The sequence below is a fragment of the Billgrantia tianxiuensis genome (assembly GCF_009834345.1).
In the GTDB taxonomy this organism is placed as follows: Bacteria; Pseudomonadota; Gammaproteobacteria; order Pseudomonadales; family Halomonadaceae; genus Halomonas; species Halomonas tianxiuensis.
This window is the reverse complement of sequence record NZ_CP035042.1, coordinates 218,989-232,216: the sequence shown is the minus strand read 5'-3', so window position 1 is coordinate 232,216 and position 13,228 is coordinate 218,989. Positions and strand designations below refer to the sequence as shown.

Below are 13,228 nucleotides of genomic sequence, written 5' to 3'. Positions count from 1 at the left end.
GAGGTTTCATGTCATCCGATTCCCTGCAGCTCGCCCTGGGCCCGGTGCTGTTCTACTGGACCCGCGAGCGCTACGCCGACTTCTACCGTGAAGCCGCCGACTGGCCGGTGGAGATCGTCACCCTGGGCGAATCCGTCTGCTCTCGCCGCCGCGACATGAAGCTCGACGACTGGCTCGGCATCGGCCGCGAGCTGGCCCAGAGCGGCAAGCAGGTGGTGCTGGCGAGCCAGACCCTGATCGAGTCCGAGGCCGACCTGCGCGACCTGCGCAAGCTGTGCGACAACGGCGAGTTCATGGTCGAGGCCAACGACCAGAGCGCCCTGCAACGCCTGGCCGCCGCCGGCCTGCCCTTCGTTGCCGGGGCGGCGCTGAATCTCTACAACCCGGCTTCCATCGGCGTGATGGCGCGGGCCGGCATGCAGCGCTGGCAGGCGCCGGTGGAGATGTCGCGCGACGACCTCGCCCGGCTGCTCGCCGACTGCACCGCCGAGGGGCTCGATGCGCCCTGCGAGGTGTTCGCCTACGGTCACCTGCCGCTGGCCTGGTCGTCACGCTGCTTCACCGCACGGCGCCACCAGAAGCCCAAGGACCGCTGCATGTTCGTGTGCCAGAAGTACCCCGAGGGCCTGGCGCTGCGCTCCCAGGAATCCAAGGAAGTGTTCACCCTGAACGGCATCCAGACCCTCTCCGGCGCCTGCCAGGACCTACGCCACGAGATCAAAGACATGACCGCGATGGGCGTGAGCGTGGCGCGCCTGAGCCCCCGCGCCGAGGGCATGGCCGAGGTGGTCGCCGCCTTCGACGCCGCCCGCCGCGGCGAGCTGCCCGCCGCTGATCCACTCAGCCTGGTCGAGGCCGAGGTGTGCGACGGCTACTGGCACGGCCGCCCGGGCATGGACAACACCCGTCTGCCCGCCGGCTGATCAACCACGTGCAAGGGAGAACGCCATGCCGCTGATTGCCATAGACGGGGTATCGACACCTCTCGACGGCATTCGCCTGCCGGTGGCGGGCATGAACCAGTTAACGACACTGGACTACCCCGACCACTTGGCCTGCGTAGTGTTCCTGCAGGGCTGCCCGCTGCGCTGCGGCTACTGCGACAATAGCCAGCGGATGACGCCGCGACGCGGTGACGAGAGCGAGTGGCAGGCGGTACGGGAGTTCCTGGAGCACCGCCGGGGCTGCTCGAGGCGGTAGTCTTCAGCGGCGGGGAGCCAACGCTGCACAACGCTCTGCCAATCGCCATTCGCGAGGTGAAAGCAATGGGCTTCAAGGTGGGCTTGCACACCGCCGGCCCCTACCCCGCACGACTTACACGCCTGCTGCCGCACCTCGACTGGGTGGGGCTCGATGTGAAGGGTCGCGGGCGCGACTTCGATCGAATCTGCGGGCGGCCGGGCATCTGGCAGCGCAACAGCCAGAGCCTGATGGCGCTGCTCGAAAGCGGGATCGACTTCGAGTGCCGTACCACCGTCCATTGGCGCGACTTTGATCTGGCCGACGTGGAGCGTCTGGCACTGACCCTGGCTGACTGTGGCGTGCGCCGCTACGCCATTCAGGTGGCCCGCACCCGCGACTGCCTCGACCCGACCTACTGCCAGCCGGTCGCAGGCGCCCCGCCCCGGGCCATGCTCGCCGGGCTGGTCAAGCGCCTGGCGCCAAACTTCGAACGCATAGAGCTGCGCGAGTAGGCTGGCCGGAGTGACACGATGTACTTGAGCGTGGCGGACATCCTGCTATTGACTAGCATCCTGCAATCGCTGGTGCTCGCCGGTTTCCTGCTAATGCCAGACAACATCCATCTACTCAGCAACCGCCTGCTGTTGGCGACAGTGCTTGCCTTTGCTGCAGGCCTGGCCGAAGTCTTCTTGTACAGCACGGGGCTGGCGCAGCGTTTCCTCAACCTGGCCTACCTGGGCACGCTGGTCGGCCTACTGCAGGCCGGCCTGTTGTTTCTTTATGCCAAATCCCTGATGTATCAGGACTTTCGCCTGACTCCAGGGCACTGGATCCATACCCTTCTATTCTGGATAGTCGGCGCCATCTTCCTGGTCGAGTACTATCTTCAACCGGACGAACTGAAGCGCCTGATCCTGATGGAGCGCGATCATCCGGGGGTATTGACCTCACCGCTCCTGGCAGCTGCGATCCACCTGGTCTTTCTCGGCTATCTGATCGCCACCATTCGCGAGATCACGGTTTTTGGCACGGATTTGAGGCAAATATTCTCCAACATCGAGAACAAGCAGCTGGCCTGGCTACGTGTGCTGTTGCTGGGCTATACGGTCGTGTGGAGTGTCAGTCTGGTCTACTGCCTGTCGGCGCACGTGTTCAAGAGCAGCGCCAGCGTATGGTGGGTATCGACAGTGGGCGGGGTGACGGGCTTCCTGTTCATCAACTACTTGCTCCTTCACGCTCTGCGACAGCCCATCGTGTTCTCGGGCCTCAGTGCTGAGGAGTCCCGTTTGCTAACCAGCAGCAAGGATACAACAACGGACCAGCCAGCCAATGCCGTCCTGCTGATGCGGCTCGAGGATCATATGCGGCGCACCGCTCCCCACCTCGACGCCAATCTGACCGTTCAACAGCTCGCTCGACAGCTCAATGTGCCCACCCGGGAGCTGTCGCGCGCCATCAACCAGGGGCTGGGGAAGAACTTCTTCGAATTCGTCAGCGATTACCGTGTCGCCGAGGCGCGCAGGCGTCTGACTGCCGACACCCACCAGACCATACTGCAAGTGATGTACGACTCCGGCTTCAACTCGAAGTCGGTCTTCAATACGGCATTCAAGAGAGCGACCGGCATGACGCCCCGCGAGTATCGTGCACGACAATTGGCTGCTGACGGCGAGTGACCGGACCGCCCGGCACAGAAGGAAGTTCGACTTCTTGCCGCCCCAGAACAGAACCCGCAAGAATTTGATTTAACAAAACTTCTTCAGTTTTCCGACAGCGTTCGAGATCGCCTTGGCGAACGATTCGAATCCCCAGTCTCCATAGCATGAAGGACAGCCGAAACACGTAAACGGCTGCAACCTTGAACCAAGGAGACCATCATGACCTACCTTCGCCTACCCCTACGCAAGACGCTGCTCGCCCTTGCCGCTTCCTCCGCCTTGACCCTGGCTCTTGCTGCCCCCGCGATGGCCCATTGCGATGCCCTTGATGGCCCGGTGATTTCTGAGGCACGAATCGCCCTGGAATCAGGAGATGTCACCCCGGTCCTGAAGTGGGTTCCAGCCGCGGACGAGGCTCGAATCTCGTCGACGTTCGAGAAAGCGCGCGAGGTTCGCCAGAACGGCGGCAGCGCCCAAGAGTTGGCCGACCAGCAGTTCTTCGCGGAGCTGGTGGAAAGCCATCGCGCTTCGGAAGGCGCTCCCTTCACCGGCATCAAGCCGGCCGGAAAAATCGACCCGGTCGTGCAGCTCGCCGATAAGGCGCTAGAAGAGGGCGAGATCAATGCCTTTCTGGCGCGCATCGTAGAGAAGTTCGAACACAATGCCCGCTCTGCCTTCGAGGCCACGCTGGCCGCCAAGCAGCAAGCGGACAACGATCCCGAGCGGGGCCGGGTGTTCGTCGACCATTATGTGCACTACGTTCACTATCTGGAGGACGTGCACAACGTCATTGCCGGCAATAGTGGGCATGGCCACTAAGGAAGCTACTGGCGGCTAGCAGCAGCTAACCGACGCTACCGGAAGCCCATGGATCGCCATCTTCGACGCCGCCCGTGATCAGCATCTTTGCAACCGTTTTCGAGCCCCGCCAGCCGGCGGGGTTCGTCGTTCCCCGAGCTTACAATTGGTCTTTTTCTGACCTGGGTCATGTTCTCCCGCCGCCGAAGGCACTAGCCTTCACATACCATATGTTGTGCATCAACACATCTAACGGCAGCACATATAGGGAGATAACGGTGAACGCCCCCATACGCCAAGCCGGCCCGCGCCGCATCGACGTCGCCTCGACCGTCGACGAATACCTCGACCGCGCCGACTGGCGCGTGCACGCCAACGCCAACCAGGGCTACTCCTTGGGCGGGCTGATCCTCAACGTCTCGGGCAAGCTGATCGCCAACTACTGGCTCGACGAGGTCTACCCGGCCGAGGTCGGCGCCGCCCACCGCGAGGGCGACCTGCACATCCACGATCTCGACATGCTGTGCGGCTACTGCGCCGGCTGGTCGCTGCGCCAGCTGCTGATCGAGGGCTTCAACGGCGTGCCCGGGCGCGCCGAGAGCGGCCCGCCGCGCCACCTCTCCAGCGCCCTGGGGCAGATGGTCAACTTCCTCGGCACGCTGCAGAACGAGTGGGCTGGCGCCCAGGCCTTCAGCTCCTTCGATACCTATCTCGCCCCCTACGTGCGCAGGGACGGACTCGACTATGCCGCGGTGAAGCAGGCGATCCAGGAGTTCATCTACAACCTCAACGTGCCGTCGCGCTGGGGCAGCCAGACTCCCTTCACCAACCTCACCTTCGACTGGGTGTGCCCGGCGGACCTGCGCGATCAGGTACCGATCGTCGGCGGCGAGGAGCAGCCCTTCACCTACGGCGAGCTGCAGGCGGAGATGGACCTGCTCAACCGCGCCTACCTGGAGGTGATGGAGGCCGGCGACCGCCAGGGACGGGTGTTCACCTTCCCTATCCCCACCTACAACATCACCCCCGATTTCGACTGGGAGGGCGACAACGCCGAGCGGCTGTTCGCACTGACCGCCAAGTACGGCCTGCCCTACTTCCAGAACTTCCTCAACTCCGACCTGGAGCCGCACATGGTGCGCTCCATGTGCTGCCGCCTGCAGCTCGACCTCTCTGAGCTGCTCAAGCGCGGCAACGGCCTGTTCGGCAGCGCCGAGCAGACCGGCTCGCTGGGCGTGGTGACGCTCAACTGCGCGCGGCTGGGCTACCGCTTCGCCGGCGACCGGGCGGGGCTGTTCACCGAGTTCGACCGCCTGCTGGCGCTGGGCCGCGACAGCCTGGAGCTCAAGCGCGAGCGCATCCAGCAGTGGATGGACGAAGGGCTCTACCCCTATACCCAGCGCTACCTGGGCACCCTGCGCAACCACTTCTCCACCCTGGGCGTGAACGGGCTCAACGAGATGGTGCGCAACTTCTGCGACGACCGCTACGACATCACCGCCCCCGAGGGGCGCCAACTCGCCCTGGAAGTGCTCGACCACGTGCGCGCCAGGATGCAGGAGTTCCAGGCCGAGACCGGCCACCTCTACAACCTGGAGGCGACCCCGGCGGAGGGCACCACCTATCGCTTCGCCCGCGCCGACGCCGAGCACTTCCCGGGCATTCTGCAGGCGGGCACGCCAGAGGCGCCCTACTACACCAACTCGAGCCAGCTGCCGGTGGGGCATACCGACGACCCCTTCGAGGCGCTGATCCACCAGGACCCGCTGCAGACCCGCTACACCGGCGGCACCGTGCTGCACCTCTACATGCGCGAGCGGCTCTCCAGCGCCACCGCCTGCCGCAAGCTGGTGCACACTGCGCTGTCGCGCTTCCGCCTGCCCTACATCACCGTGACGCCGACCTTCTCGATCTGCCCGGTGCACGGCTACCTGGCCGGCGAACACGAGTTCTGCCCGAAGTGCGACGAGGCACTGCTGGCAAGACGCGCCGCGGCCGTACCGGCCTGAGCGTTTTTTTAACCGCTGTCATCAACCCCTTGGAAGGAGCCAAACCATGACGAACATCGACACCCTGCCCACCGAACAACGCCAGCGCTGCGAGGTCTGGACCCGCGTGATGGGCTACCACCGCCCGGTCAGCCAGTTCAACGTCGGCAAGCGCGCCGAGCACCGCGAGCGCCGTCACTTCACCGAGCGGGCCGCCGACCTGACGCCCTGACTGCCTGACCTGCCGGGCCCTGTGCCCGGCATTCACGCCCCAAGCCGAGGAGCCTCTCATGATCGCCACCGACCTCGACCCGCCCGCCCTCGCGCCTCTCGACGGCATCCGCCTCCCCATTGCCGGCCTGACCCAGATGACCACCCTGGACTATCCGGATCACCTGGCCTGCGTGGTGTTCCTGCAGGGCTGTCCGCTGCGCTGCGGCTACTGCCACAACGGCCACATGATGCCGCCGCGCCGCGGCGACGAGAGCGAGTGGCAGGCGGTACGGGAGTTCCTGGAGAGCCGCCGGGGCCTGCTCGAGGCGGTGGTGTTCAGCGGCGGCGAGCCGACGCTGCACAACGCCCTGCCGGCGGCGGTACGCGAGGTGAAGGCGATGGGCTTCAAGGTCGGCTTGCACACCGCCGGCCCCTACCCGGCGCGGCTCTCGCGGCTGCTGCCGTGGCTCGACTGGGTGGGGCTCGACGTGAAGGGACGCGGGGGCGACTTCGACCGCATCTGCGGGCGCCCCGGCATCTGGCAGCGCAACAGCCAGAGCCTGATGGCGCTGCTCGACGGCGGCGTCGACTTCGAATGCCGCACCACCGTGCACTGGCGCGACTTCTCGCTGGCCGAGGTGGAGCGTCTGGCACTGACCCTGGCCGACTGCGGCGTACGCCGCTACGCCATCCAGGTGGCCCGCACCCGCCAGTGCCTCGACCCGGCCTACTGCCAGCCGGTGGAGAACGCTCCGCCACGGGCGATGCTGGCCGGGCTGGTCAGGCGCCTGGGGCCGCACTTCGAACGCATCGAGTTCAGGGAGTGAGTTCCAGATTCTCCGGTCCGAAGGCATCGGGCAGGAGCTGTTCCATGGTGTAGCGCTTGAGCAGCCGGCCCTCGGCGTCGACCACGTGGATACGGGTCTCGGCGTCGGCGAACTCGCGGATGCGCTGGCGGCAGTCGCCGCAGGGCGAACACAGGTGCTCACCGGGGCCGATCACGTAGACGTGACGCAGGCGCCGCTCGCCGGCGCTGACCATGGCGGCGATGGCCGAGGCTTCCGCGCACACTCCCTTGTAGTGGGCCACCTCGACGTTGGCGCCGAAGTAACGCGCGCCGCTCTCGCTCTCCACCATGGCGCCCACCGGATGCCGCGAATAGGGCGCGTAGGCGTTGCCGCGCGCCGCGATCAGCGCGCCGACGACGCTCGGATCGATGTCGCTCATGCCGCCCCCGCCGCGTCGTCGCGCAGCACTGCATCTAGGGCCACCTCGACCATCTCGTTGAAGCTGCGCTCGCGGGCCTCGCTGGGCAGCGACTCGCCCTTGAGGATGTGGTCCGAGACCGTGCAGATGGTCATTGCCCGGCCGCCGAACTCCGCCGCTACGCCGTAGAGTCCCGCCGCCTCCATCTCCACGCCGACGATGCCGTAGCGCTTCATCAGCGTGAACAGCTCCGCCTGGGGGTTGTAGAACAGGTCGGCCGAGAACAGGTTGCCCACCTTGACCGGCACGCCCTGGGCCGCGGCGGCGTCCACCGCGTGTCGGGTCAGTTCGAAGTCGGCGATGGCGGCGAAGTCATGGCCCATGAAGCGGGTGCGGTTGACCGCCGAATCGGTGCTCGCGCCGAGGCCGATCACCACGTCGCGCACTGCCACGTCGTCGCGCACCGCGCCGCAGGAGCCGACCCGGATGAGGCGCTTCACGCCATAGTCGGTGATCAGCTCCTTGGCGTAGATGGAGACCGAGGGGATGCCCATGCCGTGGCCCATCACCGAGATCTCACGGCCGCGGTAGCGGCCGGTGAAGCCGAGCATGTTGCGCACGCTGGTGACCTCGCGCGCATCCTCGAGGAAGGTCTCGGCGATATGCTTGGCACGCAGCGGGTCGCCGGGCATCAGCATGGTGTCGGCGAAGATGCCGCGTTCGCCCTGGATATGGGGAGTCGCCATGTCGAGGCTCCTATGCAGCGATTGGCTTGGGGAGAAAACTCGTGCCGTCGTTCATGGGCGAAAGGCCCAGGTGCGACGCCAGGCTCTGGCCGATGTCAGCGAAGGTCTCCCGCGCGCCCAGCGAGCCGGGGGTGAGCCCCGCCCCCAGCGCCAGCACCGGCACCCGTTCGCGGGTATGGTCGCTGCCGTGCCAGGTGGGGTCGCAGCCGTGGTCGGCGGTGATCACCAGCAGGTCGTCGTCGCGCAGCCTGGCCAGCAGCTCGGGCAGGCGCGCGTCGAAGGCCTCCAGCGCGGCGGCGTAACCGGCCACGTTGCGGCGGTGACCGTAGAGGGTGTCGAAGTCGACGAAGTTGGTCATCACCAGCGAGCGCTCGCCGGCCTCGTCCAGGGCGCCCAGGGTGGTGTCCATCAGCGCATCGTGGCCGCTGGCCTTGAGCGTGCGCGTGACACCGCAGTGGGCGTAGATGTCGGCGATCTTGCCGATGGCGATCACCTCGCCGCCGTCGCTCTCGAGCTTCTGCAATACCGTGGGCGTCGGCGGTTCGACGCTGTAGTCGCGACGGTTGGCGGTACGGGTGAAGTCCGCCGCACTCGCACCGACGAAGGGCCGCGCGATCACCCGGCCGATGTTGTAGGGCTCGAGCAGGCGCCGGGCGGTCTCGCACAGGGCGTAGAGCCGCTCGAGGCCGAAGGCCTCCTCGTGGGCAGCGATCTGGAACACCGAGTCGCCCGAGGTGTAGACGATGGGCTTGCCGCTGGCCATGTGTTCCTCACCGAGGCGGGCGATGATCTCGGTGCCCGAGGCATGGCAGTTGCCCAGCACGCCGGGCAGTCCCGCTTCGTGCTCGAGCGCCTGGAGCAGCTCCGGCGGGAAGCTATCCTCGAGGTCGAAGAAGTAGCCCCAGTCGAAACGCACCGGCACACCGGCGATCTCCCAGTGTCCCGAGGGGGTGTCCTTGCCGGAGGAGATCTCCCGGGCGTGACCGTAGGCGCCGATCACCTCGGCTGGCACCTCGACGCCCTTGGCCCAGTTGCCGGTGCCTTCGCGGTGGGCGTGGAACAGCCCCAGCCGTGCCAGGTTGGGCAACGCGAGCGGGCCCTCCCGAGCCGCACCGTCACATTCACCGCGAGCACAGGCGGCGGCGATATGGCCCAGGGTATCGGCCCCGGCGTCGCCGAAGTCCACCGCATCGGGTGCCGCGCCGATGCCGAAGGAGTCGAGTACCAGCACGATGGCGCGGGTCATGGTGCCTCCCGACGAATCACGTCCTGAATGAGTGTAGGCCGTGTGACGCCGCCGGGCGCGACGTCGTTCACTTCGATGGCGGCGAGCAGCCGAGCGGCCGCGCGCTCGGCCGCCGCCTCGCTTGCCGCATGCGCCCAGGCCAGCGGGCGTTCTCCGTCGACAGCCTCGCCGATGGCGGCGATGCCGGTCAGGCCAACGGAATGATCGATGGCATCGTCAGGCGATCGGCGCCCGCCTCCCAGCTCGACCACGGCAAGCCCTACGGCGCGAGTGTCCATGCGCGTCACGCGACCACTGCGCTCGGCATGCACGGGGCGCACGATGGACGCCCGGGGCAGGTAGCGTTCGTGACGCTCGAGCAGGTCGGTGGGACCGCCCAGGCCCGCCACCATACGGGCAAAGCGTTCAGCGGCGGCGCCCGAGGCGAGCCGTTCGTCGAGCAGGGCCAGGGCTGCTTCCCGGTCGTGGGCCAGCTTTCCGGCCAACAGCAGCTCGGCGGCAAGCGTGCGGGTCACCTCCAGCAAACGTCCGCCCGGCTTCTCGCCAGTCAGCAGCGCGATCGCCTCGCGCACCTCGACGGCGTTGCCGGCACAGGGCGCCAGCGGCTGGCTCATGTCGGTGAGCAGCGCGGTGGTCGGCGTACCGGCGCGGCTGGCCACCTCGGCGATGGTCTGCGCCAGCTCCCGCGATTTCTCAGGGGTGGGCATGAAAGCGCCGCTGCCGGTCTTGACGTCCATCACCAGGGCGTCGAGGCCGCAGGCCAGCTTTTTCCCCAGGATCGAGCTGACGATCAGCGGCAGCGACTCCACCGTGGCGGTGACGTCGCGGATGGCGTAGAGCCGCCGGTCGGCCGGGGCCAGCTCGGCGGTCTGACCGACGATGGCCACGCCCGTCTCGCGCACCAGGGTGCGGAAGCGATCCGCGAGGGGGCGATGTCGTAGCCGGGAATCGCCTCGAGCTTGTCCAGGGTGCCGCCGGTGTGGCCCAGGCCGCGACCGGAGACCATCGGCACGTAGCCGCCGCAGGCGGCGATCCACGGCCCCAGCACCAGCGAGACGAGATCGCCCACCCCACCGGTGGAGTGCTTGTCGAGCACCGGTCCCGGCAGGTCCAATTCCGGGCCCAGGCCGCGCCACGCCAGCACCTCGCCGGAGTCGCGTACGGCTTCGGTCAGCGCCACCGTCTCGGCGGCATTCATGCCGTTGAGGTAGATCGCCATGGCCAGCGCGCCGACCTGGGCGTCGGAGAGGCTGCCGTCGCTGATGCCGCTTACCAGTTCGCGAATGGCATCCGCATCGAGCACCTCGCCGTCGCGCTTGGCGCGAATCAGCTCTTGAGGTAGTGCACGTGCAGGCATCAGTAACCCTCCGTGGGCCCCTCGCCCTCAGCAACGCCAAGGGTTTCGAGCAGGTTGCCGAGCAGCCCCGAGGCACCGAAGCGGAAGTGCGCCGGGGTGATCCAATCCGCCCCCATTACCTGCTCGGCGAGGCGCAGGTAGGCGGCGGCATCCTCGACGGTGCGCACGCCGCCGGCGGCCTTGAAGCCGACGTCACGGCCGCTCGCCTTGATCGCGGTGAGCAGGATCTTGGCGGCGTCCAGGGTGGCATTGACGGCCACCTTGCCGGTGGAGGTCTTGAGGAAGTCGGCGCCGCCGTCGATGGCCAGCATGCCGGCGCGGTCGATCAGCCCGGCCTCCTTCAATTCGCCGGTTTCCAGGATCACCTTGAGCACGGCATCGCCGCACTCGCGCTTGCAGGCGGCAACCAGCGCACGGCCGACCTCGGCGTCGCCCGCCATCAGCGCGCGGTAGGGGAAGACCACGTCGACCTCGTCGGCGCCGGACGCGACGGCCGCTCGGGTCTCGGCCGCGGCGCGTTCGATATCCGCCTCGCCGTGAGGGAAGTTGGTCACCGTGGCCACCTTCACCTTGCCGGCCAGGCCCTGCTCGGTCAGCGCCTCGCGGGCGGTTGGCACGAAGGCGGGATAGACGCACACCGCCGCCGGGTGGCCCGCCGGCGTGTTGGCGCGGGCACACAGTTCGCGGATGACGGCGTCGCTGTCGTCCTCGTTGAGGCTGGTGAGGTCCATCAGCGCCAGCGCCTGGCGCGCGGCCTGCTGCAGTTCGGTCATGACGTTACCTGTCGATACGGAATGGATTTGCGGTAGCCATCAGATCACCCCGCCTATGGAGAGGAAGAAGCCGGCAATGGCCGCCGACATCAGGTTGGAGAGCGTGCCGGCCAGCACCGCCTTGATCCCGAAGCGGGCGATGTCGTGGCGCCGGCTGGGGGCGATGCTGCCCAGGCCGCCGAGCAGGATGGCGATCGATGAGAGGTTGGCGAAGCCGCACAGGGCGAAGGAGAGGATGGCCACGGTATGGCCGCTCATGGCCTGGCCGGTATTGACCACCATCGACGTACCCTCGACGTAGGGCGACAGGTTGATGAAGGCGACGAACTCGTTGACCACCAGCTTCTGGCCGATGAAGGAGCCGGCCAGGGTCGCCTCCTCCCAGGGCACACCGAGCACGAAGGCGAGCGGCGCGAACAGCCAGCCGAGGATCAGTTCCAGGCTCAGTTGCTCGACGCCGATCCAGCCGCCCACCCCGCCGAGCATGCCGTTGATCAACGCGATCAGGCCGATGAAAGCGAGCAACATGGCGCCGACGTTGGCTGCCAGGCGTAGCCCCGCCGTGGCCCCGGCCGCCGCCGCGTCGAGCACGTTGACCGGCTTGTCCTCCTCCTCGATGACCTCGTTGGCCTCCTCGACGTCGTCCACCGGTGTCTCGGTCTCGGGCATGATCAGCTTGGCGAACAGCAGCCCGCCGGGGGCGGCCATGAACGAGGCCGCCACCAGGTACTCCATGGGGATGCCCAGCGCCGCGTAGCCGGCCAGCACCGAGCCCGCCACCGAGGCCAGCCCGCCGCACATCACCGCGAACAGCTGGGAGGGGGTCATGCGAGCGATGAAGGGACGCACCACCAGCGGCGCCTCGGTCTGGCCGACGAAGATGTTGGCGGTGGCCGAGAGCGATTCGGTGCGCGAGGTGCCCAGCGCCTTCTGCAGCGCGCCGCCGAGGAGGCGAATCACCCACTGCATGATGCCGAGGTAGTAGAGCACGGCGATCAGCGAGGAGAAGAAGATGATCACCGGCAGCACCCGAATGGCGAACACGAAGCCGATGTTGTCGACGTCGGCCAGGCCGCCGAACAGGAAGTCGATGCCGTCGTTGGCGTAGAGCACCACCTGGCTGACGCCGGCGGAAATGGTCTGCAGCACCGCCTGGCCGAACGGCACGTAGAGCACGAAGGCGCCGATGCCGGCCTGGATGGCGAAGGCGCCGCCCACGGTTCGCAGGCGGATGTCGCGCCGGTTGGTAGAAAAGACGAGGGCGATGGCGATCAGCGTCGCCATGCCGACCAGGCTCATGATGGCGGTCATGTGAGGGTCCTTCCGTTCGTGCTGGGTGGCCGCGGCGGGGGCACACCGGGTTGACGCACTTGGTTATAGTAGGAAGCGTACGGGGCTAACGCGAAGACCATGCGAAGATCATGCGAAGATCCTGCGAAGGTCGTGCGAAGATCCTGCGAAATGTTAAAAATATAACATTTAGTGTGACATCGCCAACACCGAGCACCCGAAAACGACGAGACCGCGACGCTGGGCGTCGCGGTCTCGTCGATAGCCTCGGGCTTATCGGCGCCCGGTGCGAGAAGTCGTCAGCCGAAGTCCTTGCGCAGCGCCTCGAGCACGTCGAAGGCGCGCAGCAGGTCCTCGCGGGATACGCTGCAGAAGCGATTCAGGGAACGCTTCAGGTCAGTGGTCGAAACCCCCTCGGTACGCGGCAGGTAGACTACCTCGCAGTAGGGCGTCAGAAAATCGAAGTGGCCACGCCAGTCATCGCCGATGGCGAAGGTGCTCACGTCGTAGCGTTGGACGTCCTCGATCTTCTGCTCCCAATTGGTTTCGGGAATGACTTCGTCCACATAGCGAATGGAGCGCACGATCTCGGCGCGCTGCTCGAAGGGGATCAGGGTTCGCTTGCCCTTGCCGGCATTGAACTCGTCGGTGGAGACCGCCACGATCAGGCGGTTTCCCATGCCGGCCAGCCGGCGCAGCAAATTGAGATGGCCGATATGAAACATGTCGAAGGTGCCATAGGTAATGACGGTCCCACCCATTTCACTCTCC

The 13,228-nt window shown here is 66.8% G+C and carries 14 protein-coding genes and 1 pseudogene; 8 read left to right on the top strand and 7 right to left on the bottom strand.

All coding sequences use genetic code 11. From position 1 onward, the window contains the following. Positions 1–8 precede the first annotated feature (8 nt). From EKK97_RS01070 to EKK97_RS01040, 8 genes are all read left to right on the top strand, one after another. Positions 9–923, top strand: a complete 915-nt coding sequence (locus tag EKK97_RS01070) for a U32 family peptidase (RefSeq protein WP_159548108.1) — start codon at positions 9–11, stop codon at positions 921–923. Between the two features lie 25 nt (positions 924–948). After that, on the top strand, positions 949–1,200 hold the full coding sequence (locus EKK97_RS24150) for a hypothetical protein (RefSeq protein WP_236551341.1): 252 nt from the start codon (positions 949–951) through the stop codon (positions 1,198–1,200). Next, entirely contained in the window at positions 1,146–1,694 is a 549-nt protein-coding gene (locus tag EKK97_RS01065) for a radical SAM protein (RefSeq protein WP_236551340.1), read from the top strand. Before EKK97_RS24150 ends, EKK97_RS01065 begins: the two co-directional genes overlap by 55 nt. A gap of 30 nt (positions 1,695–1,724) precedes the next feature. Further along, on the top strand, positions 1,725–2,858 hold the full coding sequence (locus tag EKK97_RS01060) for an AraC family transcriptional regulator (protein ID WP_236551339.1): 1,134 nt from the start codon (positions 1,725–1,727) through the stop codon (positions 2,856–2,858). 201 nt (positions 2,859–3,059) lie between these two features. After that, positions 3,060–3,659, top strand: a complete 600-nt coding sequence (locus EKK97_RS01055; protein WP_159548104.1) for a DUF6448 family protein — start codon at positions 3,060–3,062, stop codon at positions 3,657–3,659. A gap of 257 nt (positions 3,660–3,916) precedes the next feature. Further along, positions 3,917–5,647 (top strand): ribonucleoside triphosphate reductase, encoded by a 1,731-nt coding sequence (locus EKK97_RS01050; protein ID WP_159548102.1) that lies wholly within the window; start codon positions 3,917–3,919, stop codon positions 5,645–5,647. Positions 5,648–5,693: 46 nt separating this feature from the next. Next, positions 5,694–5,858, top strand: coding sequence for an anaerobic ribonucleoside-triphosphate reductase (gene nrdD, locus EKK97_RS01045; RefSeq protein ID WP_159548100.1), 165 nt, complete (start codon positions 5,694–5,696; stop codon positions 5,856–5,858). 58 nt (positions 5,859–5,916) lie between these two features. Beyond that, positions 5,917–6,666, top strand: a complete 750-nt coding sequence (locus tag EKK97_RS01040; RefSeq protein ID WP_159548098.1) for an anaerobic ribonucleoside-triphosphate reductase activating protein — start codon at positions 5,917–5,919, stop codon at positions 6,664–6,666. Here the strand turns inward: EKK97_RS01040 and cdd are convergent. From cdd to EKK97_RS01005, 7 genes and pseudogenes are all read right to left on the bottom strand, one after another. Continuing rightward, entirely contained in the window at positions 6,656–7,066 is a 411-nt protein-coding gene (gene cdd, locus EKK97_RS01035) for a cytidine deaminase (RefSeq protein ID WP_159548096.1), read from the bottom strand. The two genes, EKK97_RS01040 and cdd, sit on opposite strands and share 11 nt — an antisense overlap. Further along, entirely contained in the window at positions 7,063–7,791 is a 729-nt protein-coding gene (deoD, locus tag EKK97_RS01030; RefSeq protein WP_159548094.1) for a purine-nucleoside phosphorylase, read from the bottom strand. The genes cdd and deoD overlap by 4 nt, the downstream gene beginning before the upstream one ends. 10 nt (positions 7,792–7,801) lie before the next feature. Next, positions 7,802–9,037 (bottom strand): phosphopentomutase, encoded by a 1,236-nt coding sequence (locus EKK97_RS01025; RefSeq protein WP_159548092.1) that lies wholly within the window; start codon positions 9,035–9,037, stop codon positions 7,802–7,804. After that, positions 9,034–10,394 (bottom strand): annotated as a pseudogene (deoA, locus tag EKK97_RS01020) (thymidine phosphorylase). Before deoA ends, EKK97_RS01025 begins: the two are co-directional and overlap by 4 nt. Then, on the bottom strand, positions 10,394–11,167 hold the full coding sequence (gene deoC / locus EKK97_RS01015) for a deoxyribose-phosphate aldolase (RefSeq protein WP_159548090.1): 774 nt from the start codon (positions 11,165–11,167) through the stop codon (positions 10,394–10,396). The pseudogene deoA and the gene deoC overlap by 1 nt, the downstream one beginning before the upstream one ends. Before the next feature lie 39 nt (positions 11,168–11,206). After that, on the bottom strand, positions 11,207–12,478 hold the full coding sequence (locus EKK97_RS01010) for a NupC/NupG family nucleoside CNT transporter (RefSeq protein ID WP_159548088.1): 1,272 nt from the start codon (positions 12,476–12,478) through the stop codon (positions 11,207–11,209). Positions 12,479–12,756: 278 nt separating this feature from the next. Further along, positions 12,757–13,218, bottom strand: a complete 462-nt coding sequence (locus EKK97_RS01005) for an adenylyltransferase/cytidyltransferase family protein (protein ID WP_159548086.1) — start codon at positions 13,216–13,218, stop codon at positions 12,757–12,759. Positions 13,219–13,228: the final 10 nt, after the last annotated feature.